Origin of the sequence: uncultured Gemella sp. (genome assembly GCF_963525165.1) — a bacterium.
Classification (GTDB): domain Bacteria; phylum Bacillota; class Bacilli; order Staphylococcales; family Gemellaceae; genus Gemella.
This window is the reverse complement of the sequence record NZ_CAURJN010000016.1, coordinates 17,531-40,774: the sequence shown is the minus strand read 5'-3', so window position 1 is coordinate 40,774 and position 23,244 is coordinate 17,531. Positions and strand designations below refer to the sequence as shown.

Below are 23,244 nucleotides of genomic sequence, written 5' to 3'. Positions count from 1 at the left end.
ATGAACCACAGGCACCAGTAATTATCATTTTTTTCTTGTTCATGTATTTTCTCCTTATATTCAATTCAAAACAATTCCGATTTATTATAACACGATTATTTACGGTTGTAAATAGTTGTGTTTACGATTTGTAAAAAATATTATTTATTAAATTTATATATACTTAGTTGTTTTAAAAATGTAATAATTTTATTATATTTAGAAAGCAAAATTATATTTTTTAATTAAAAGCTGTGATATAATTAATCATATATATAGTCAGAAAGGAGGAATAGTTATGACACAATTTGATTTTAAAAAGTTGGTTGATGCTGAGTATTTATTAAATAATAGAACAAATAGCAATGTCGTTGTAATAGATGCACGTGGAGGAATGCTTGAAGAAGGTTCTTTAATGTATGACAAAGCAATCGTTGTTGATTGGACTGATATAAGTTTACTTGGAGAATTTGGGGGAGAAGATTTAGGAAAATTATTATCTAAAGAGAATTATCAACAAATTTTCTCTAAACTAGGAATTACAGATGAATCTGAAGTACTAGTTTATGGTTTTACTATGCCTGAACAAGGATTTGGAGATGAAGCTAGAGTTCTGTATACATTTAGTTATGCAGGATTTGATAATGTTAAGTTCATTGATGGTGGGTTTAACCAAGTTGAGAAATTAGGATTTAATAAAAATTATGAACCATCGTCTGACAGAATTGATGTTAGCGATGTAGTTCGTAGCGAAGCAACTCAAAATGAAAAAGCTATTTACACAGATGAATTATTATCAAAAATAGGTAATACAGATGTTCAAATTATTGATACTAGGTTAGAAGTTGAATATAATGGTCGTGTAATTTATGGGGAGAATAAAGCAGGTCATATTCCTGGTGCAATTTCTCTACCATTTAATTTACTGGTTGATAGTAATGGATTCTTAAAATCTAGAGAAGCATTAGAAAAATATGTTACTAATAAAGGCTTAGATAAAAATAAACTACAGGTTACTTATTGCACTACTGGAGTTCGTGCTTCGTACGTTGCGGTAATATTAGAAGAGTTAGGTTTTAAAGTGCGAAACTATGAACCTTCATTTGCAAGATACGTTAATGTCGGTGAAGTAGTATTAGATTAAAATAATAAGGAGAATTTATATAGGAAATGAATGATATGACAGGATATCTATTTTGGGGATTTTTAATAGTTTATGGAGTGGTAATGTTTTTATTATCACCAAAGAAGGTAACAGAGGCTGGATTCTTTAGAGGTGATGGCAATAGAGGTGAAAAACCTACTGAGATGATGCTTATGTTAAGTATTTTTATAAGTTGGATTTTTGCTAAATCTGTAACAAATGCTGCAAATTTAGGAGCTCAATATGGATTCGTAGGTGGATTAGCTTATGCAACATATTGGCTTTGTATTCCTATTTGTGGACTAGCAATTTATAGACTAAGAACGAAGTATCAAGCAAAAGGGTTAGTAAGTTTCTTAACTTCAAATTATGGAAAAGCAGCTTCTGTTGCATTTTCAGCAGCGATACTTATTCGTTTATTTAATGAAGTATGGAGTAATACTTCTGTAGTAGGTGGATATTATGGAAAAGCAGGTAGTAAAGAATTTATCATCTCTGCAATTTTATTTACAGCTATAACTTTAGGTTATACTGTACTTGGTGGATTAAGAAGTTCAATCATAACTGATGTTATCCAAGCTGTTATTTTTATATTCTTTGTTGGTTGGGTAGTTACTTTAATCTTACCGCAGCACAACCTTAGTGATTTTGTGACATCAGGGAATTGGGCGATGAATGCAGGTGTGGATATGTTACTTGTTACGATTTTACAATTATTTAGTTATCCATTCCACGATCCAGTATTAACAGATAGAGGGTTTATCGCAAGTGAGAAGACTATGCTTCGTGCATTTTTCGTATCTGGTATACTAGGATTTTTCTCTATTTTAATCTTTAGTTTTATCGGAATTCATGCGAAATTAATTGGGATGGAAGTAAGTAGTAATGTGCCAGCAGCTTTAGGTAAAACTTTAGGTGTTGTAGGGTATTTTGCTATGATAGTAGTAATGGTATCTGCAGCAGGTTCTACTCTTGACTCTACATTTGCAAGTTTAGGTAAGTTAACGGCTAAGGATTTACCAGAAATGTCTAATAGAGGATTAAAAAATCCGAAAAAAGTAGCAGTTTTATTTATGATTGCATTTGCAATTATAGGCAATCTTCCAATGATTATGGGAACAGATATTCTTAAAGCTACAACGATTAGTGGAACAATGGTAATTGGACTAGCACCGATTTTCTTATTACACGGTTTTGTTAAACCAACAAAATTAGGATTCCACTTAAGTTTTTGGATTGGAATTATTTTAGGAATACTACTAACTATTAACTTAATTCCTACAAGTTGGGCTATTGGTACAGGTAAGAATGCACTACTGCTAGGAGTTAATTTATACGGATTAATTTTATGTACTATTGGCTATGTAGTACCAGGAATGTTCGCAAAAAACAAATAAATATAATATAATAAAAGTAAAGATTTGCACTCCTTACTTTTATTTTTAATTTGGAGAGAGTTATATGGAAAAAGGTAGAAATTGTTCATTAGAGTATATTCTTCAAAAGAATTGGGCAGCAGATGTAAAAATGATAGAATCTGATGTTATTTATATTGTTGGAGGATTATACGGAAATAGATACGCTTTAGAAATTATCAATAAGATGGCACAAGATGAAAATGCGAAGGTAGTTTTTAATGGTGATATGCATTGGTTTGATGTCGAAAAGGAAGATTTTTTGAAGATTGAGGAGTTATCTGAAGACAGCATAAAACTTCTAGGAAATGTTGAATTTGAATTGTTAAATAATACATCATCTTTAGGATGTGGCTGTAATTATCCCGAGGATGTCAGTAATGGTGTGGTAGAACGATCAAATATTATTCATAATATGATGAAAGAAAATATTAAAGGTGATCAAATTCTTAATGATGTAAAAGAGCGATCAAAAACTTTAGTATTAGATTTTTTTGGCAAAAAGATTGCAATCACTCATGGTGATGAAAAAAGTATGTCTGGCTGGGGATGTTCAAATGATAATTTAAAATTAGAATCTAGAAAGAAAGAATTAGACAATTGGTTTAAAGAGAATGATATAGATATATTAGCAACAACTCACACATGTTTACCAGTTGTATATGATAATGGAAGAAATATTGTTATTAATAATGGTGCAGCTGGAATGGCGAATATACAGGGACAAACATTTGGTCTATTTACTAGAATAGCCAAAAGTAAGCATGAAAAGGCGATTATTTCACGAGAGATAGGTGAATTATTTGTTGAGTTAGTGAAAGTTGATTTTGATATAGAAAAATTCAAATTATGGTTTGAAAGAATTTGGAGCGAGGGCTCACCAGCGAGTATTTCTTATAAGAATCGTATAATTAATGGAACATCATTAGCAATAGAAGATATTATTGTTTAGGAGGCTGTATGATTAGAAAAGCAATAAAAGGAGATCTTAGAGTAGTAGAAGGATTATTTGACTTTATTAAATCATTAGAGATAGATATTTTAAAAGATTATTCGGAAGAGAAAGTTTTAAAGATTTTAGAATATGTATTCTCATCTGAATATGATAGATTTAGTTATAAAAATTGTACAGTATATGAAATTGAAGGTGAAATTAAAGGATTTTCTTTCACATATCATTACGATGAAGTCAATAAAATGAAAGATTTTTGGTATGTAGAAGTTGTAAGTAATTTTAATCTGAAGAAAGATTCGATGATTTTTGATTATGATGAGGTACTAGTTGGAGAATTCTATTTAGATACATTATTTGTTTTTTCTGATACCAGAGGAGAAGGTATTGGTAATAAACTATTAACAGAATTTGTTAATAGTGGACAAGCTAAGTTAAGTTTAAATGTTGCACAATCAAATAATAGAGCGAGAAAGTTATACGAAAGTTATGGATTTAAAAAAGAATGTGAAATATTTATAGGTCATGAGGAATATGATCATTTAATAAAAAGAAAATAAGTTGCTTAAATCGTATTTTCAGAAAATTTATTTTAATTTTAAAAATATAAATTACCAAATTATTAAAATATGTGATATAATTGAGAATATGTATAAACATAAGGAGAAAAAATATGGTTGAATTACTAAGAAAAGATCAAAAAGTTGAAAATACTTGGGACTTAGAATCGATGTTTAAAACAAATGAAGATTTTTGGAACCAATTTAAAGAAGTAGAAAAACTTATTCCAGAAATAAAAAACTATAGAGGAAAAGTTAAAGAAGGTGCAAAAGGACTATTAGAAGTATTTAAAGCCGAAGAAGATATGTCTTTAAAAATGGAGCAATTAACTATTTATGCTTTTTTAAGAAAAGATCAGGATAGTACTAATGCTGAATACGGTGAAATATATGCTAAAACAATGAATTTAAGTTCTAAGTTTTATGCGGAATGGTCATTTTTAAAACCAGAACTTCTTTCGATTGAAGAAAATGTCCTATTAGGGTATGTAGACGAATTAGATGAACTGAAAGTTTATAAGTTTGAGTTAGAAAAACTAAATAAAAAACGTCCTCACACATTAGATGCAGAACAAGAAAGAATCATAGCGATGGCTGGTGAGGCACTAAATGCAAGTGATGAAACTTTTTCAGCGTTAAACAATGCTGATGTTGGATTTGAACAAGTAGAAGATAAAGATGGAAATAAATATACTTTAACTCATGGGACTTATGGAACTTATATGGAAAGCACGGATAGAGTACTTAGAAAAAATACATTCCATGCCTTGTATGATTATTTCAAAAAACATAATAATACGTTAGCATCTACATTAGGTGGAAATTTAAAACGAAAAAAATATTATGCAGATGTGTATAAGTATTCATCAACAAGAAATAATGCATTATCTAATAACTTAATTCCAGAAGAAGTCTATGATAATTTAGTATCAGTAGTAAATGAAAAAATTCCTGCACTACAAAAATATTATAGTCTACATAAAAGAGCAAAAGGATTTGAAGACTTCAGATTATACGATAGATCAGTATCAATGGTAAAAGGCGAACCGTTAAAATTCACATTCGAAGAGGCTCGTGATATTGTTCTTGAAGCGGTTAAGCCGATGGGAGAAGAATACGTTAATGACATGAGAAAAGCATTCACGGAACGTTGGATTGATGTTTATCCTAATAAAGGGAAACGATCTGGTGCGTATTCATGGGGTGGATATACTACAAAACCATTTGTACTATTAAATTTTGATGGAACATTAAATGATGTATATACTTTAATTCATGAACTTGGGCACTCTATGCATTCTTACTATACTAGAAAACATCAGCCATATGTTTATGGAGATTATTCAATCTTTGTTGCTGAGGTAGCATCAACTTGTAATGAAGCATTATTAACTGAGTACCTTTATAATAAATTTGAAAAAGAAGGTAACAAAAATGGTATGCTACGTGTACTTAACCAGGCATTAAGCGGCTTTACAGCAACAGTATATCGCCAAACTCAATTTGCAGAATTTGAGCATAAAATTAACCAACACCTTCAAAATGGTGGAGCAATTACGGCTGATTATTTAAATACTGAGTACTTTAACTTGGTTAAGAAATACTACGGGGATGTCTTCACTTATGATGAAGATATAAAATATGAATGGTCTAGAGTACCGCACTTCTATTACAATTACTATGTATACCAATATGCTACTGGATATTCGGCAGCACAAGCATTATCAAAACTAATCTTAGAAGATAGTAAAAATGCTAAAGTTTATATTGATGAATTTCTTTCAAAAGGATGCTCTAATTATCCAATAGAAGTTTTAAAGAATGCTGGAGTAGATATGTCTAAACCGGCTGCTATAGAATTAGCACTTCAAGGTTTCGAAGAAAAAATAGAAAAATTTGAAAAATTATATTTTTAATAAATAAAGAATCACTTGTATAGTTAGATAGGCTATACAAGTGATTCTTTATGGATATTTGCTAATTAAATAATATTAAAATTATAAAAATAAACACTTGGTTTTCTTTATAAAAGTTGATTTTAAAGGTTTTTATTTACGTAAAAAAACGAATTTTAATTGATAAATTCAGAAGGTAGTAGTATAATGTATTTGAAAAAATTTATTTATAAAGGAGATTTTCAATATGAAATCTAAAAAATTATTAATAACAACTTTAGTTGCTCTTGCTGTTCCATTTGGAACACTTTCAGGAGGGTTTGTAAAAGCAGAAGGAATCCCACAACCAGCAACGCCTTCAACAGTTATACCAAAAGATCATCCAACGGATACACCGACTACCAAAGAATCAAACGATGCTGAAAATAAATATCTAGATGCTGCAGAAGCCGAATATAAAAAATTAAATACAAAATATGAAACAGGAGAAGCCCTAGTTAATTCAAAACCAGAATATAAACTTCCAGCTGCTACGCAAACACCTAAAAAACAAGTAAATCCAATGAATAAAAATATTAAAAAAGCATTGCCAAAAACTTCAGCTGTAAAATAATATAATTAAATTACCGACTCTAAAAAGAAAGAATTGAGTTCTAACTTTTTGAGTCGGTAATTTAGTTCTATTTTATTTTTTTAACGTTGCTAAAACTAACTCTATTCTATTATTAATCCTAATAGGGAATGAGCTGTTACCAAGACCTTGCGAGACAATTAAAGTTGAATCTTTTAAAACATAGTTTCCATTAGTATATTTTGGGAAGAAACCTTGACTGGGAGAGAAAATACCACCTACAAATGGTATTCTCCATTGACCGCCGTGCGCATGACCTGAAAAGATAAGTTCATATTTTATATCTGCGTAAATCGGAAATTTCTCAGGTCTATGTGATAAAAGTATATTAAAGTGATTAGGAGAGTAAAGTTCTTCTAGAGTTTTTATGAAGTTTGCTCTATGATTTAGCTTATCTTCATTTTTAAAGAAATTATAATCCTCAACCCCAACCAAATTAATACTTTCATTATTTCTTGTGATTAATAGATTGCTATTGTGTATATACGTAATATTAAGTTTTTTCATCCTATTTATAAGCTGGTTGTATTCTTCAGGAAGTCTTAATTCGTGATTTCCAGAGACGAAATAACATGGAGCTACTATTGCTAATTGACTTAGAATGTTATAAGCAATATCCATATCATTATTATAGCTATCTAGAGTATCTCCAGTAATAACAATTATATCCGGTTTAAAATCCTTAATTTTTTTTATAAATGACAAATCACTATATCCAATCCTATCACAGTGAATGTCGCTAACTTGAGCTATTTTAAAATTGTCAAAAGCTTGAGGTAGTTTATCAAATTTGAGAGTAGTTTTTCTTACTTTTAATTTTTTATTTTGTCTTATTATTGAACTAGCCGCAATAATCGGAGCTAGCGCTAAAATTTTTCGATTCATTACATTTCACCTTTAAAATATTTTAGTAATAAACATAATAGTATTTTAAAATATTATACCATAAAGCTTAAAGTATGTTAAAATATATAGTGATAATTAATGTAAAATTAGAGGATAATTATATGATAAAAATTGAGAAGATTGATAAAATAGCCGCTTCTAGAAAACACTCTTATTCAGCCCCGCAATGGCAAGCAATAGCTATTACCGGTGCTGATGTTCTTGTTGCGGCAGCTGCTGGGAGTGGTAAAACTGAAGTGCTCTCTGAAAGAATCGCGAGGAAGGTAGCTTCTAATAGATGGGATGTGGATCGTCTACTAGTACTGACATTCACGACTGCTGCGGCGAAGAATATGATTGTAAGAATTGAGAATAAAATCAGTGAACGATTACTATCTACTAATAAGGAAAAAGATTTAATATATCTAAGAAAACAAAGAATGTTAATGAATGATGCTTATATAAGTACTATTGATAGTTTTTGTTTAAATGTACTGAAGAAATTTTATTATCTAGTTGAAGAAAAGATTGATGATGAAATTAAATATTTATCACCTAATTTTAGTATACTTGCGAATAGTAGAGGATTATTGAATGAAACGATAGGAAATGTTCTTGAACAATTAGTACAGGAAGATTCTAATACGACTGACCTATTATTTACAGTATTTGGCTCTAAACAGAATATTAGCTCTTATATTATTGATTTATACTATAAATTATTAAATATTCCAAATTTCCAAAATTATCTAGATGAAGATTTTACAAAACTAAACGATTTAGTAACTAACAATTTTGAAATTGAAGATAATAGTATAATAGATAAGTTTAATAAAGTTAGTGAGTTAACACAAAAAGAAAGTATAGATATTGCGATAGATTTCTGCAAGTATGTACAACAGTATTTAATAGATAGTAAGAAGGAAAGCTCATTAGATATATTGTCTCTTGTAAATTTAGATGAAACAAAAAAAGAAAAGCTTGCAAGGTATGTAGATGAAGTTTCTATAAAGAGTAATCAAGAACAACTTGAAGAGATAAAAGAGCTTATAAGTAAGCTTAATACACAGTTTGAGATTGAAGATAATATTTATGATACTGGGCTATTAAGTGGAGTCCATGAGGTTCTTGTTGATTATTTAAATTATTTTAAAGTTTTAGAAAAAATGAATTTATTGGCTAAGTCGATTACAAGTTTATTGAAGAAACTGCACAATGATTTCATTAAAAGAAAACGTGAGAATAACTTTTTAGACTTTTCTGATTTAAATCATCTTGCTATAAAGGCTTTAACTAGAGAAGAGAATGGGGAAATTGTTCCTAGTGAAGCGGCTCAGTATTATAAAAATTATTTCTTAGAAATATATGTTGATGAGTATCAAGATAATAATAACCTTCAAGAGTATATCTTAAATCTTATTAAAGGAGAAGGAGTGCATTTCTTTAGGGTAGGTGATGTGAAACAAGCAATCTACGGCTTTAGAGGATCAAATCCTGATTTATTCGAACAAAAATATAATAGTTATAGAAAACTAGAAATTGATAATTATTCAGAAAAACAAGAATATTCTTTTGAAGATGATTCTGAAGGAATTTGTATAGTTCTAAAAGAAAACTTTAGAAGTGATGTTAATATATTAAAATCTAGTAATTATATTTTTAATAGACTTATGGGAAATAAAAATGCTGGGGTAAGTTATGGAGAAGATAGTGCATTATATTATCCGAAAGCAAAAGAAAAGAATAGTTCTGAAATTATTCCAACTAGGTTAATTAATGGTAAGATTAATTATTTTACAGGTGAACTTTTAGAAGATAAAAAATCTTATAGAGAACAATCTATAGAAAATATTGCCTACGAAATATTATTAGGTATAAAAAATGGTAAAAAGTATAGTGACTATGCTATTTTAGTTAGAAATAGTACAAAAATGTCTAGTTTTAAAGAAGTTTTTGCTAAATACAATATACCGTTATTCTTTAAAGAAAAGGTTGGATTTACTGAATCTAACGCATTTAACATTTTGTATAATATACTTAGATTTTTAGATAATACGAATAGAGATGCTAGTTTACTTGCAATTTTACATACTGAGGTATTTGATTACAGTAATGATGAATTATTAAAATTATCTATAACAAAAGGGAAAAATCTTTTTGAAAAATTACAAAATAGTGAAAAGGAAAAAGATTATAATACTGTAAATTTATTAAAAAAATGGTTGAATTTTAGTTTAAACAATTCACTTCCAAATCTATTAGAATGTATAGCTATTGATACAGATTTTAAAAATTATTTAGTAACAATTGATACAAATGATGAAGAATTAGATTATTATGAAAACTTTATAGATATTGTTAATGATTATCAAAATATAGATAATAAATTAAGCGGTTTGGTAAATCAATTAAAAATTATAAAAAATGATGAGGTATTTGAAACAAAAAAACGCACACCAAATGATAGTGTAACTTTATCTACAATTCATATTTCAAAAGGATTAGAATATAAGATAGTTTTTGTGGCCGATTTAGATACTTCATTTAGTAAAAGAGGTTATACAGGTGAACTATTATTCACAGAAATCTTTGGTTTAAGTATCAACGTAGAAGAGTTAGGTCAAAAGTTTGGGTTAGTTTCTAGTAACATAGAAAAATTAAATCAGCTGTTTAAATATAATAGTATTTTAATAAAATTACGTGAAAGAGAAGAAGAAGTACGTAACTTATATGTTGCACTGACTCGCGCTGAAAATTCGCTGCACCTTGTGAGTCCAAATGGAGTAGAATTAAATAATGAGAAAGCTAAAGATAAACCGTTATATCAAGCTTTAATAGAGGACGATAATTTCGAGAAAATCTTAAATAATCTACTGAGTGATTATGGAGAAGAGTTTATTTTTGAAAATGAAAAGGATGCTTTGTTTAAAGATTACGAAAGTGAGCCTCTTGTAAAAGATGTAGAAGATAGTTCGGGATTTGATTTGCAAGAATTTTATAAGCAATTTGAAAGTAAGCAACAGGATGAATCAAGCAAACAAAGTGATAATCACACGATTGAAGTGAAAAATAAAGTATTTCCTGCTAAAACTTCATATAGTGCCTTGAAAAAAATTAATACTAAAGATCATGAGTGGAATCATAAAAAAGAAAAACGAGGATACTTAGAATTAACCACATTAAAAAAATCAACATCTACTAGTAAGGCGATCTTAAGGGGGAATATCATTCATAAACTTTTTGAAAAGATAGTTAATGATACGAGAGCAGGAGTGGAAATTTCGGATGTAGTGAGTTACATCGATAGCTTAAAGAAAACAGATAATTTACTACAGAATATAAAAGAACATAGAATACTATCTCAAGAAGAATTTGATAATATAAATAATAAAGATGATATAGAAAAGATTACTAATTTTATTAATAGTGAGTTAATAAAATTAGTAGCTAAAAGTGAATTTTGCCAAACGGAGATAGCATTCACAACTGCTAAGAAGGCAAAAGAATTATATGATGATAGTGAAAGTGATATAGATGTTATACTGCAAGGGGTTGTCGATTTATTTATTAAAATTTCTGATGAGGAAGCAATTATCGTAGATTATAAAACGGATCACGTGACTAGTAGGAATGGAGAAGAAATTTTACGAGATAGACACAGGGAACAACTTAGAATTTATAAAGAAGCGGTAGCGGAATATTATAAATTAAATAATATTAGAACTTTTGTATATTCTTATGTTCTTTCAAGTTTAATTGAAATAGAGTAACTAAAAATAATAGATAAATTCCCAATTTAAGTTTCAGTTAGAAAATTAGTTTCAGGTTAAGGGGCTGACCCAAAAGACCTAAAATTTAACAAAGTTCTTTTGAGAACGCATAGAGGCAGTGATTTATTGATATCTAAATTCGTTTTATAAAAGCTTTTTAGATATCTAATAAACTTTTCGGGGGTGACCAAAATCGTTTCTCCGAAATCACGATTTTTGAGTCGCTCACTTACTTTGGGAATTAACATAAAAACAATAGCATAATTATAAAATGTTAGCACGTTGTTAGTAGGGAGTAATTGTGGTATAATATTAAATGATTTATTATAATTTGGAGGTGAAATCTTGAAATATATAGTTTGTAATAGTGAAACAGCAGTTTTAAATAGAATGTATGATGAATTTGAAAAAAATTTAGAAGATGGGGCAGTTATCTGTTTGCCAGAAAATATAATAAATACTCAATTCACAAACAGAATGATAGATGATAATAAAATGGGGAAATATCGTTATAAACATATAATTATGTTAGGACAACGAGAATTTGCTGATATCGATATTGAGGAAAGATTTGGATTATATCGATACGCTAGACATGAGTTATTTAAAAAACTAGACGTAGAGACAAAAAATATTTATTATCCTCAAACATTAGATAGTAATGAATGTGAAGAAGACTTGAGTAGCTATAGTGAAGTGTTGTCTGAAAATCCTATTGATGTTGCAGTAGTATTCCTAGGATCTGATGGAGGAATACTTGATTATCGTTATGCAGATGAAGTAAATAAAGAACTTCATATTGTAGAGTTTTCAGATGAAGAGAAATCACAGCTCCAAGAGGCTGGAATGGAAATTAATGGGAATAAATTAATTAGTATTGGATATAAGAATCTAATGGCAGCTAGAAATTTATTTGTAGTTGTATTAGGTAGTGATAAGAGACAATACATAGCAGAATTATTTGAGAATGAAGACTCAGAAAATAAAACTATTCTGTCAATCTTAAATGATCATAAAAATCTTTTTATCTTTACGGATAAGGATGCTAGTTACAAATCTGAAGAAGAAGTAAATAGACTTATTAAACAAAGGCAAAAAAGATTAGAAATTAAAGAACGAGAAGAAAAATTACAAAATGAGGAGAAAAAAAAGGATAGGTAATAAGTATGAATGATTATCAGAAAATTATAGATTATGATTTTAGTGATACAGTTCTTGATGATAAACTTGTTGTAAAATTTAAACTGAATAAAACTTTTACGGAAGATCAGTTTATCAGTCTTTTCACACCGAAAAAAGGTGAGAGATTTATTATAAGAACACCTGATACTAAATCTTCTATAATTGGAATAGGTTATGAAGCAACATGGTTATTAGACTCTAATGATTTCTTAACAAGTTTTGATAATAGTAGTGTACTATCTGGGTTCGAAGAGTTAAGAGCACAGGTAACGGTTTTAGAAATTGATGAGCATGATTGTGAATACTTCGGTATTTACGGTGGAATCTCAGATGGAAATAATAAAAACAGTCAAGAATGGGTAGATTTTAGTGATACATCATTTGTTGTACCAGGTACCCTCGCGGTTTTTAAAGGTGATGATGTTTATATCACATTGTTCTTTAATATGAAAGAGGAAAAAGAGTTTTCTGAATTATGGGCAGAGAGAATTTCGTTTTTAAACAAACTTGATGATAAAAATGAAATATCTAGTGAACCACAGATTAATGTCGTTAGAGAGATTTATCCAGAACTTTGGCAAGAAAATATTAGGAAAGCCCTTCTTCAAATAGAAAAAGAAGAATTAAAACGAATAGTTTTATCAAGGAAAAACTTAATATTATTAGAAAATAATACTTCTTTAGGTGCGGTAACAAAATATCTTCTGAGCAAGAATAGGTACTTTATAGCATTTGAATCTAAAAAAAGTCTATTCGTTACTACAAATCCTCTAATCTCTTTAGATTATACTAATAATGATTTAAAAGCACATCTTTATCTGAAAAAAGAGAATTTATTTAATAATGATTATTCGATTATGTTTGATGAAAAAGAAATCATTAATGAATATAAAGAAAATTTTGAAGAACATTATGATGCTGAGTTTAATGTTTATGATGACAAGACTCTAATGGGGAAAAAACTTGATGTATATTCTGTTTTGAATTCAAAAGTTGAGGATTCGCAAAAAGCGATAAAAGCTCTTAGTCTTTTATATCCTATGCCAACAATAAAAGGATATCCAGAAAGTGCTGCAAAAAATTTCTTCGCTGAAAATTATAATGTAGGGTATGGTTTTTGGTATTCACCATTTGGCTATATTACTAATAAATTAGATGCTAAATTCTATACATGTGGAAATATGATGGTAGCGCAAAATAATATGATTACTTTATTCACTAGTATCTTATTATCAAAAGATGAGAAATATGATGAAGTAATAGAAAAATCTAATAAGATTGTTAGTTCTAGTCTAAAATTATTTGATCATTAGGAGAGTAATTATGGGACAAAGTACGATGAAAAAAGGTATAGTTTTCACCTTACTAGGTGCTACATGTTGGGGATTATCAGGAGTATTAGGGGAATATTTATTAAATATATCAAGAATTGACCCAGTGTGGATTATAGCTAATAGGTTGTTCTTCTCCGGAATAGCAATGGTGGCTATGCTATTCCTTAAAGATAAACACAATTTAATGAGAGTATTTTCAAATAAGATAGATATTTTAAAACTATTAAATTTTTCTTTTTTCGGGCTGTTAATCTGTCAAGGAACTTTCTTTCTAACAATTAAGTATACAAATGCCGGAATGGCAACGGTTATACAGTATATTGGTCCAGTAATAATAATGCTATATTATTGTATTATAGGTAGAAGATGGCCTTTACCAAGGGAGGTTATTGCAATAGTGGTTTCGTTATTTGGAACTGTATTAATAGCAACCCATTTTGATTTTAGCAAATTGAATATTTCTACATTAGGATTATTTTGGGGACTACTTTCTGCATTTGGTCTTGCTAGTTATAATATTTTTTCAATAAGTTTAACTACAAAATATGGTGTAATGCCTATAATGGCTTGGGGACTATTAATCGCAGGAGTAGTTGTTTATTTTACTACAGGTAGTAATTATGTTCCAGATAATTTTACATTGATTGATTTTATATGTATGTCTGGAGTGGTAATAATTGGAACAATATTGTCATTTTCTTTATATTTAGAAGGTGTTAGGTTAATTGGTGCAGTCACGGGAAGTATTATCGGTTGCTTTGAACCGATTGCTGCTATAATTTTCTCTTTCTTATTACTAGGAACGACATTTGGAACAATAGATTTAATTGGTGCAGCTTTTATTCTATCAGCGGTAATTGTTCTAAGTAAGAGATAAAAAAGAAAATAAGAAGTTTTAGACATTTGATGAACTGAACGGGGGTAACTTTTAAAATCGATTTTGAAAATAAGAATTTTAAGTTACTCTCGTTTAAAGTTGTATGTTTAGATAAAAAATTATGATAATAATATACCTAAGGACAGTTTCAATTAGGCAATTTTTTGTTTAAATATTTTAAGAGGATTTCTGCGGTATCTGCAGAGAAAGGATAAAAATGAGTAACGTAAAATTTGATGAAATGTATAAAAGTATGAATACAAAAGAACTTACTGCTTTAGCGAAAGAACTTAGTGTTCCAAGGTATTATACATTAAATAAAAAAGAATTAGTTTTAGCAATATTAGAAAAACAATCTTTAAGTGAAGAACATTACTATGCTTCTGGAATTTTAGATGATATTCATCCAGAAAATGGTTTTGGTTTTTTAAGAACTGTTGATTATAAAAAAGGGGAAACGGACATTTATATTTCTGCTTCTCAAATTCGTCGTTTTGAGCTGAAAAAGGGTGATGAAGTCTTTGGTAAAGTTCGTAAACCACGTGAAGGTGAAAGATTTGCAGGTATATTACAGGTAGATAAGGTTAATGATGTAGATGCAGAGGTTGCAAAGGGTAGAGCTCACTTCCAAGCATTAACACCAATTTATCCAAATCAGAAGATTGTTTTAGAGACAACAAAGGAGAAACTATCTACAAGATTTGTTGATTTGGTAGCACCGATTGGATTCGGACAACGTGGATTGATTGTTGCACCACCTAAAGTTGGTAAAACAACACTGCTAAAAGATATAGCAAATTCAATTAGAAAAAATTATCCTGATAAAAAGTTGATTATTCTTTTAATTGATGAAAGACCAGAAGAAGTAACAGATATGGAAAGATCTGTAAGAGGTGCAGATGTGGTAAGTTCTACATTTGACGAAACTTCAGAAAATCATATTAAAGTTGCTGAGCTAGTAATAGAGCATGCAAAACGTCGTGTAGAACTTGGTCAAGACGTAATTATACTTATGGATAGTATAACGAGACTTGCACGTGCATATAATATTGTAGAGCCAAGTAGTGGTAAAGTCTTAAGTGGAGGGGTAGATCCATCGAGTCTTCACAAGCCAAAGGCATTCTTTGGAGCAGCGAGAAATGTTGAAGGTGGAGGAAGTTTAACTATAATCGCAACTGCCTTAATTAATACGGGTTCTAGAATGGATGATTTAATATTCGAGGAGTTCAAAGGAACAGGGAATATGGAAATTGTCTTATCACCAGAGTTAGCTTCGAGAAGAGTTTATCCGGCTATTGATTTCTTGAAGAGTTCTACAAGAAAAGAAGATCTATTGCTAACAGAAGACGAAGTGAAAATTTTATGGCAAACACGTAGAAAACTTGAAGATGTCAGTGAACCAACAATCGGAGTTCTTAATCATCTTAGAAAACATGAAAGTAATGAGGACTACATTGCTGAAATGAAAAAATTTATTAGAGATTAATCTACTGATTGTATGATTATTAGACAAGGTATGTTCTCTATGGTATAATCATTAGGAAATATTAATTTTAGGAGGATTACATTGGAAACAATTAAATTATTAATTGATTTTGTATTGCATATTGACAAGCATCTTGGTGAATTAATGATTCAACACGGTCCATGGTGGATGTATGGAATAATTTTCTTGATTATCTTTATCGAAACTGGTGTTGTATTCATGCCGTTTTTACCGGGTGACTCATTATTATTTGCTAGTGGAGCATTATGGGCAGCAACAGGGAATAACATCTTTTTATTATTATTCTTATGTATAAGTGCTGCAGTAATCGGTGATAACTGTAACTATTTTATTGGAAGAAACTTCTCTGATTATTTAAAGAGTAAAGCATGGTTTAAAAAGTTCGTGTCTGATGACAATATAAAAGACGCTGAAAACTTTGTAGCAAAACATGGAGGAAAATCTATTTTCTTAGCTAGATTTTTCCCGATTATTCGTACAATAGTTCCATTTATCGTAGGAGCTGGTAAGATGAAATATTCTAAGTTTAGAGTGATAGACTTCTTTGGAGGCCTTTGTTGGTGTACATTATTTATATCAGTAGGGTACTTCTTTGGAAACATTTCATATGTTAAGAAAAACTTTTCAGTAGTAGTAATTGCTATTGTTTTAATTAGCTTAATTCCGATAATAGTAGGGACAATTAAGGCTAGAAAAAAAGCATAATTTATGAGGAAGGAGACTCGTTTGAGTCTCTTTTCTAAATAAATAATTCAAAACAAACGAAATCTCACTATTAAGATTAAGATATAAGAATAAAATAATTTAAAAATCATCTATTCTTTGTATAGTAAAGATTAGATGATTTTTTATTATGGAAATAAGAAGAGTGGTTAATTCAATAAGTGTTATTATATAAAAAGAGGGAGTGACTCAAAAACCATGATTTTGGAAAAATTGATTTTGTTGAGTCATTCCCGTTGCGCCTATAAGCTCTTATATTAACTTTTTATTTCTAGGACTTTTAGGTCAGTCTCTTAGACTTTTATTTTCTTGTTTAAGTATATTAATCAGCAAACCCATTTGGATGTTTACTTTGCCATCTCCAAGAATCTTCACACATACGTTTTATATCGTATTGAGCTTCCCATCCAAGTTCTTCTTTTGCTTTTGTAGCATCAGCATAACATGCAGCGATATCTCCTGCACGACGTGGAGTTATAACATATGGTAAATCACGCCCAACAGCAGCTGATGCACTTTTAATAATATCTAATACAGAATAACCAATACCTGTTCCTAAGTTATAAATAGTTAAGCCACTATCTTTTTCTAATTTCTTAAGAGCAGAAACGTGACCGCGAGCTAAATCTACTACGTGGATGTAGTCACGTACTCCAGTACCATCATGTGTATCAAAATTATTACCAAAAACTTGAACTTTTTCTAATTTACCTACAGCTACTTGCATAATGTAAGGAATTAGGTTGTTTGGTACTCCTTTTGGATCTTCTCCGATATCTCCACACTCATGTGCTCCGATTGGATTAAAGTAACGAAGGAGAACAATATTCCATTCGTTGTCTGCTTTATAAACATCTTTTAAAATATCTTCAGTTATTAATTTAGTACGTCCGTATGGGTTAGTTACAGATAATGGGAAATCTTCTTTAATTGGTAATATATGAGGATCCCCATAAACTGTAGCTGATGAACTAAAAATTATATTTTTACAGTTGTGTTTTTCCATAACACGGAACAAAGTAATAGTTCCAGCTATATTATTATCATAATATGCTAATGGGATTTCACAAGATTCACCAACTGCTTTTAATCCAGCGTAGTGAATAACTCCATAAATATTTCCTTCTTTTTCGAAAACTTCATTTAATTTATCTTCATCACGAACATCAACTTCATAAAACGTTACCTTTTTACCAGTAACTCGTTCAACTACTTCTAAACTCTTTTTATTTGCGTTATATAAGTTATCAACGACAACTACTTCATTTCCATTATTTAATAATTCTATACAAGTATGAGACCCGATAAATCCAGCTCCACCTGTAACAAGTATTTTTTTAGTCATAGTGTAATCCTTTCCATTGTGAAATATATATATATATCATATAAAGTACATATAAGTCAACAAAAAAATGAAAAAATATGAAAGATAATGAAAATATTTTTTACTATTTTTAGGAAGATATTGAGTAGTTATTATGAGAGAGGTAATGAGTCGGAGAGAAAGTAATACATATTTAAAGAGGAAAATTAAGAATCGGTAGAAAATTAAATACATGGTATACTATTATAATAATCCGGAACATGAATACAAAGCTAAAGGATAAGAATCTTCTTGTTGCGTGAAAGTTTTAAGGAAGAGTTTTTATGCAGAAAAGTTGCTAGCTAGATGTTAACAAGTTATAATTAAAGAACTATGTTGAGTAGTTTGGAGGGAAACATGAAATTAGGAATTATTGGTTCTGGAATGATAGTTAAAGATTTCTTATCTTTTGCTCATGAACTTCCAGAAATTAAATTAGAAGCTATAACAGCTAGGAATATTGAAAATTTAAAAGAATTACAGTCTAAATATAATATTAAGGAAATATATACTGATATTGATCTTTGTCTAGAAAATAAAGAGATTGATACGATTTATGTTGCAGTTCCAAATAATTTACATTATACAGTTGCTAAAAAGGCTCTAGAAGCTGGTAAAAATGTTATTTGTGAAAAACCTTTTACGTTAAAGTATGATGAAGCTGTAGAATTGTTTGAAATTGCTGAAGACAAAGGATTAATTTTAATAGAAGCAATAACAAATCAATATCAAAAAAATTATCTTGATATAAAAGACAATATTGATAATATAGGAGAAATACGACTTGTTGAGTGTAATTTTTCTCAATTTTCTTCAAGATACGAAGCATTTAAAAATGGAGTAATAGCTCCTGTTTTTGATAAGAGTAAAGGTGGAGGAGTGCTTGGTGATTTAAATATTTATAATATTCATTTTGTTGTTGGATTGTTTGGTAAACCTAATAAAGTATATTATTCACCTAATATAGTCAATGATGTGGATACTTCTGGTATTCTTCTATTAGAATATGATAACTTTAAAGTAGTGTGCATTGCAGCTAAAGATACTTTTAATAATAGTTATGTCAATATTCAAGGTGATCAAGGTATAATTAAAGTTATTGGTCCTACAAATGAAGTTCCTAGTTACAGTATTCGAACAAAAGATAATTTTATAAATGAAAATAATAATATTCATTCACACAGAATGTTTGCTGAGTTTAAAAAATTCGTTGAAGTTATAAATAATAAAGATTTTAAATTTATGAATAATCAAAAAGAACATACTTTAAATGTTATGTATATTTATGAAAAAGCGAAAAAATTTATAGAAAATTAAAAAGGAGAAAATCACATGAAAAAATTTTTTAGTAAACCATTTGGAACAGAAGAACAACCCATAGAGGAAGGGAGATATAGATTGTTTTGGACTGCAGTCTGCCCATATGCACATAGAGCAGTTATAGCAAGAGAGATACTAGGATTAGATGATACAATTAGTTTAGGAACATTGGATTATCGTCGTGGAGAAGAAGGGTGGCAATTTAGCTTAGATAAAGATGGTCTAGATCCAGTTTTAAAACAATCAAAAATTAAAGATGTATACTTAAATAGTGATTCAGACTATGAAGGACCATATTCAGTACCAGTGCTTGTTGATGTTACTACAGGAAAAGTAGTTAGAAAAGAATCAGCAGAGTTACTGCACGAATTTGCGACAGTTTTTAAAAAACTACATAAGAAAGACGGAATAGATTTATATCCTGAACATCTTGCTGATCAAATTGATGAGTGGAATGAAAAATTAGCTGTAGCTATTAATGATGGTGTATATGGAATGGGATTTGCTGAAAGCCAAGAAAAATATGATGAGGCATTCGATAGATTCTTCGATATGATGGATGTATTTGAGAAATGTTTATCAAATCAAAGATACTTCCATGGAAATACGATAACAGAAACCGATATTCGTTTCTATACTACTATGATTCGTTTTGATGTCGTTTATTATGGATTATATTCTGCGAATAAAAAGAGAATTGAGGAATATCCTAACATTTTCAACTACTTAAAAGATTTATATCAAACACCAGGATTCGGATCTACAACAGACTTTGAAGCAATTAAGGTCGGATATTATGTATCAGCAGGTAAAACTATTGTGCCAAAAGGACCAGAAGTAGATAAGTGGAACCAAAGTCACGATAGAGCTAGATTTGAATAATAAATATGAAGATTATAGATGTAGAGGAATATAACTTTTCTAAGGAACAGCTAAAGGGCTTTGGATTTAAGGAAGAAGCGGACAAACTAGTATATAAAAAAGAAATTTTAGATAGTAACTTTTTAATAGAAATTGTATTTGCTAATAATCAACTAACAATAGAAGTCTATGATTTAGAATTTGATGAGATTTATTCATTATTTAGTGTAGATAGTGCTGTAGGTGAAACGGTTCAAAATATTAGAGAACATGTAGAGAAACTACTAAGTTCTATATTAGGTTTAGCTGATGAATCAGGAAAAATAAGTTTAGAAATCATCGACTACTACAATAATAAATACGGTGGAAATCGTGTTAATCCTTTTAAAAAACATCCAGATATATTAGCTATGGTAAATGAAAAAAATAAATGGTATTCCTTGTTTCTGGACGTAGAGTATAATAAATTGAATAAAAATACTGATATTACAACTAAGGTGAAAATTTTAAATGTAAAATATCCTGCGAATAAAATTTTAGAAATTATTGATAATAAAAATATTTTTCCAGCATATCATATGAATAAAAAGCATTGGATTAGCATAGTGATAGATAAAAATATCAAATTGGAAAAAATAAAAGAATTAATCGATATAAGCCATTCTTTAGTTAAATAGAATAATGGGAGTGTCTCAAAAATCGTGATTTCGGAGAAATCGATTTTGTTGAGTCACTCCCGCATAGTTTATTAGATATCTAAAAAGTTTTTATAAAGTGAATTTAGATATCAATAAACTACTGCGTCTATGAGTTATCATATACACTTTTTTAAAAATTTAGGACTTTTGAGGCAGCCTCTTATTTTATTTCTTGCATGCAACTATAAGGAATATTATTTGGAAAATAATAGAGATTATGAAAAAGATTCCGATATAAATTCCTAATGCGCCAGCAATGATATACAATATAATATTTATAACAATTAAATAATTTTTTGTATTTTTCTTTAATACTGTCATTAGATTGAAAATAGTAGCTATTAGATACATAAAGTAGTGGGGAATAAGAATTGCTAGTAGAAATCCTATTCCAGCCCCAGCGCTAGGTGAAGATGAATCTAATGAACTTATAATACTATATGAAAAGTAGGAAATACTTAAGATTATATATATAATTGATGAAAGTAATGATAATCTAATAGCAAGTTTTCTTGTCATCTAAAGCCATCCTTCCTCAGTAGATTTTTTTACAGCTTCTGTTCTGTTTTTACAGTTTAATTTTGTTAGGATGTTAGAAATATAATTCCTAATAGTTCCTTCGGATAAAAACAGCTCATTAGCAATCTCTTTATTTGGTAATCCTTCTTTAATTTTTAAAAGAATAATTTTTTCTTGATTTGTTAATGGATTATGACTATTGAATATATTTTCCATCAGTTCAGGTGAGTATTCTTTGTTGCCTGCTAAGACGTTGTTAATTGTTTTCATAAGTTCATCTATTGAGCGATCTTTTAAGACGTAGGCATCTACGTTATTTTTTATGGCGCGTTCAAAATATCCCATACGTTTAAAAGTTGTCACAATAACAACTTTACAATGTATGTTATTATTACGAATGTATTCTAGTACGTCTAATCCTGTTGCTTCAGGCATTTCTACATCGAGTATAGCTACATCTATATCATTAGTAGAAATTAAATCTATTGCTTCTTTTCCATCTTTAGCTTGAAGTACACTCTCAATACTATCTTCCATTGATAATAATGTTGCCATTGCGTCTCGTAACATACTTTGATCTTCAGCGATTAGTAATTTCATATTGTCCTCCTGTTTTTTATTTATTGATTGTTACTTTAATAGTTGTGGGAGATTTTTTTGAAACTATTTCAATCTCTCCATTAGCTATTTTTATTCTTTCTCTTATAGAAGAAAGTTCTGTTCCGTTAATATTTTCAAAGCCATTACCGTTATCAGAGATAATAACAGTGTAGTTGTTACTAGATTCATTTATTTCAATATTGCATTTATTAGCATTACTATGTTTAATGACATTATTCGTTAATTCTTTTAGTACCATTGTAATAGTCCATTCTACTAGCTGAGATGGTAGTGCAGTCATATTATTAACGATATCTAATGAAATATCAGCCATGGTCATAATATCTGAAATAACTTTTAATTCTTCATTAATACTTCTATATTTAAGCTTATTAATTATAGATCGCGTTTCTGTCATAGAAGAACTACTGATTTCACTGATTTCTTTAAGTTCATTTCTGGCTTCTTCAATATTATTTTTTTCTAAATATTTTTCAGCTAGTTCTGCTTTTAATTTTAACATTACAAAAGTATGGCCGATACTATCATGTAAGTCGCGTCCAATTCTATTTCTTTCATTTTCAGCAAGAAGCAGATTAATATGTTCATTGTGTTTTAAACGTTCATTCTTTAATTTAGATCTTTCATAAGCATATTTTTGGAAAAAATAAGTTATAACACACATAGAAGAAAAAATAAATAGGATTATTCTATCTCCAATATTTATTTTTGGATTAGCAATTATATACAATGTTAGACAATTTATAGTTATGAAAAAACTAATTGTCCTATAAGTAAAATATTTATCTTGAAAATGCCAAACGAGCAAATTACTCAGATAAAAACTAAATAGAATATTAGTTGGATGTAAAACAATGGTCATGTAACTGATATAAGCAATTAAATAAAACCATTCTGTAAAAACAAGAATTTTATTTTTTGTATATAACATTCCTATATATGAAGCAATGGCGAGAATAGTTAAGGGTAATATATATTTAGGATAACTTCCATCGATAACATATACAA

The 23,244-nt window shown here is 29.1% G+C and carries 19 protein-coding genes; 15 read left to right on the top strand and 4 right to left on the bottom strand.

Features of this window, described 5'->3' with window-relative positions:
• Nucleotides 1-277: 277 nt before the first annotated feature.
• The 6 genes from RWQ74_RS04700 to RWQ74_RS04675 all read left to right on the top strand — a co-directional run bounded on the left by RWQ74_RS04700 (nt 278) and on the right by RWQ74_RS04675 (nt 6,558).
• Entirely contained in the window at nt 278-1,123 is an 846-nt protein-coding gene (locus tag RWQ74_RS04700; protein ID WP_314397136.1) for a rhodanese-like domain-containing protein, read from the top strand.
• Nucleotides 1,124-1,149: 26 nt separating this feature from the next.
• Complete coding sequence (locus RWQ74_RS04695; RefSeq protein WP_314397135.1) at nt 1,150-2,520, top strand: sodium:solute symporter; 1,371 nt, start codon at nt 1,150-1,152, stop codon at nt 2,518-2,520.
• A gap of 64 nt (nt 2,521-2,584) precedes the next feature.
• Nucleotides 2,585-3,490, top strand: a complete 906-nt coding sequence (locus RWQ74_RS04690; RefSeq protein ID WP_314397134.1) for a calcineurin phosphoesterase — start codon at nt 2,585-2,587, stop codon at nt 3,488-3,490.
• Between the two features lie 8 nt (nt 3,491-3,498).
• On the top strand, nt 3,499-4,050 hold the full coding sequence (locus tag RWQ74_RS04685) for a GNAT family N-acetyltransferase (protein WP_314397133.1): 552 nt from the start codon (nt 3,499-3,501) through the stop codon (nt 4,048-4,050).
• Nucleotides 4,051-4,163: 113 nt separating this feature from the next.
• Nucleotides 4,164-5,966 (top strand): oligoendopeptidase F, encoded by a 1,803-nt coding sequence (gene pepF / locus RWQ74_RS04680; protein WP_314397132.1) that lies wholly within the window; start codon nt 4,164-4,166, stop codon nt 5,964-5,966.
• A gap of 226 nt (nt 5,967-6,192) precedes the next feature.
• On the top strand, nt 6,193-6,558 hold the full coding sequence (locus RWQ74_RS04675) for a hypothetical protein (protein ID WP_314397131.1): 366 nt from the start codon (nt 6,193-6,195) through the stop codon (nt 6,556-6,558).
• A 72-nt stretch (nt 6,559-6,630) separates the two neighbouring features.
• Here the strand turns inward: RWQ74_RS04675 and RWQ74_RS04670 are convergent, their stop codons facing one another.
• Nucleotides 6,631-7,461: a metallophosphoesterase gene (locus tag RWQ74_RS04670; protein ID WP_314397130.1), complete on the bottom strand. Its 831-nt coding sequence runs from the start codon at nt 7,459-7,461 to the stop codon at nt 6,631-6,633.
• A 122-nt stretch (nt 7,462-7,583) separates the two neighbouring features.
• On the opposite strand from RWQ74_RS04670, the gene RWQ74_RS04665 reads away from it, so the two are divergent.
• From RWQ74_RS04665 to RWQ74_RS04640, 6 genes are all read left to right on the top strand, one after another.
• A complete protein-coding gene (locus RWQ74_RS04665) occupies nt 7,584-11,231 on the top strand; it encodes a UvrD-helicase domain-containing protein (protein WP_314397129.1) in 3,648 nt (1,215 codons plus the stop codon).
• Between the two features lie 345 nt (nt 11,232-11,576).
• Nucleotides 11,577-12,392, top strand: a complete 816-nt coding sequence (locus RWQ74_RS04660) for a glucosamine-6-phosphate isomerase (RefSeq protein WP_314397128.1) — start codon at nt 11,577-11,579, stop codon at nt 12,390-12,392.
• 5 nt (nt 12,393-12,397) lie between these two features.
• The gene (locus tag RWQ74_RS04655) at nt 12,398-13,726 is read left to right on the top strand and encodes a hypothetical protein (protein ID WP_314397127.1); all 1,329 of its coding nucleotides are present in this window, start codon (nt 12,398-12,400) and stop codon (nt 13,724-13,726) included.
• Between the two features lie 10 nt (nt 13,727-13,736).
• Nucleotides 13,737-14,624, top strand: a complete 888-nt coding sequence (locus RWQ74_RS04650) for a DMT family transporter (RefSeq protein ID WP_314397126.1) — start codon at nt 13,737-13,739, stop codon at nt 14,622-14,624.
• A 217-nt stretch (nt 14,625-14,841) separates the two neighbouring features.
• Nucleotides 14,842-16,110 (top strand): transcription termination factor Rho, encoded by a 1,269-nt coding sequence (rho, locus tag RWQ74_RS04645; RefSeq protein ID WP_314397125.1) that lies wholly within the window; start codon nt 14,842-14,844, stop codon nt 16,108-16,110.
• An 81-nt stretch (nt 16,111-16,191) separates the two neighbouring features.
• A complete protein-coding gene (locus tag RWQ74_RS04640) occupies nt 16,192-16,836 on the top strand; it encodes a VTT domain-containing protein (protein ID WP_314397124.1) in 645 nt (214 codons plus the stop codon).
• Nucleotides 16,837-17,176: 340 nt separating this feature from the next.
• Here the strand turns inward: RWQ74_RS04640 and galE are convergent, their stop codons facing one another.
• On the bottom strand, nt 17,177-18,199 hold the full coding sequence (gene galE / locus RWQ74_RS04635) for a UDP-glucose 4-epimerase GalE (RefSeq protein ID WP_314397123.1): 1,023 nt from the start codon (nt 18,197-18,199) through the stop codon (nt 17,177-17,179).
• A gap of 375 nt (nt 18,200-18,574) precedes the next feature.
• Between galE and RWQ74_RS04630 the strand changes: the two genes are divergently transcribed.
• Genes RWQ74_RS04630 through RWQ74_RS04620 form a run of 3 tightly spaced genes read left to right on the top strand, consistent with a single transcriptional unit; the run spans nt 18,575 to nt 21,075 of the window.
• A complete protein-coding gene (locus RWQ74_RS04630; RefSeq protein ID WP_314397122.1) occupies nt 18,575-19,534 on the top strand; it encodes a Gfo/Idh/MocA family oxidoreductase in 960 nt (319 codons plus the stop codon).
• A gap of 15 nt (nt 19,535-19,549) precedes the next feature.
• Nucleotides 19,550-20,419, top strand: coding sequence for a glutathione S-transferase C-terminal domain-containing protein (locus RWQ74_RS04625; RefSeq protein WP_314397121.1), 870 nt, complete (start codon nt 19,550-19,552; stop codon nt 20,417-20,419).
• A 5-nt stretch (nt 20,420-20,424) separates the two neighbouring features.
• Entirely contained in the window at nt 20,425-21,075 is a 651-nt protein-coding gene (locus RWQ74_RS04620; protein WP_314397120.1) for an MmcQ/YjbR family DNA-binding protein, read from the top strand.
• Nucleotides 21,076-21,615: 540 nt separating this feature from the next.
• On the opposite strand, the gene RWQ74_RS04615 is transcribed toward RWQ74_RS04620, so the two are convergent.
• The gene (locus RWQ74_RS04615) at nt 21,616-22,215 is read right to left on the bottom strand and encodes a response regulator transcription factor (protein WP_314397119.1); all 600 of its coding nucleotides are present in this window, start codon (nt 22,213-22,215) and stop codon (nt 21,616-21,618) included.
• A 16-nt stretch (nt 22,216-22,231) separates the two neighbouring features.
• Nucleotides 22,232-22,900: a histidine kinase gene (locus RWQ74_RS04610; RefSeq protein ID WP_314397118.1), complete on the bottom strand. Its 669-nt coding sequence runs from the start codon at nt 22,898-22,900 to the stop codon at nt 22,232-22,234.
• Between the last annotated feature and the right edge of the window lie 344 nt (nt 22,901-23,244).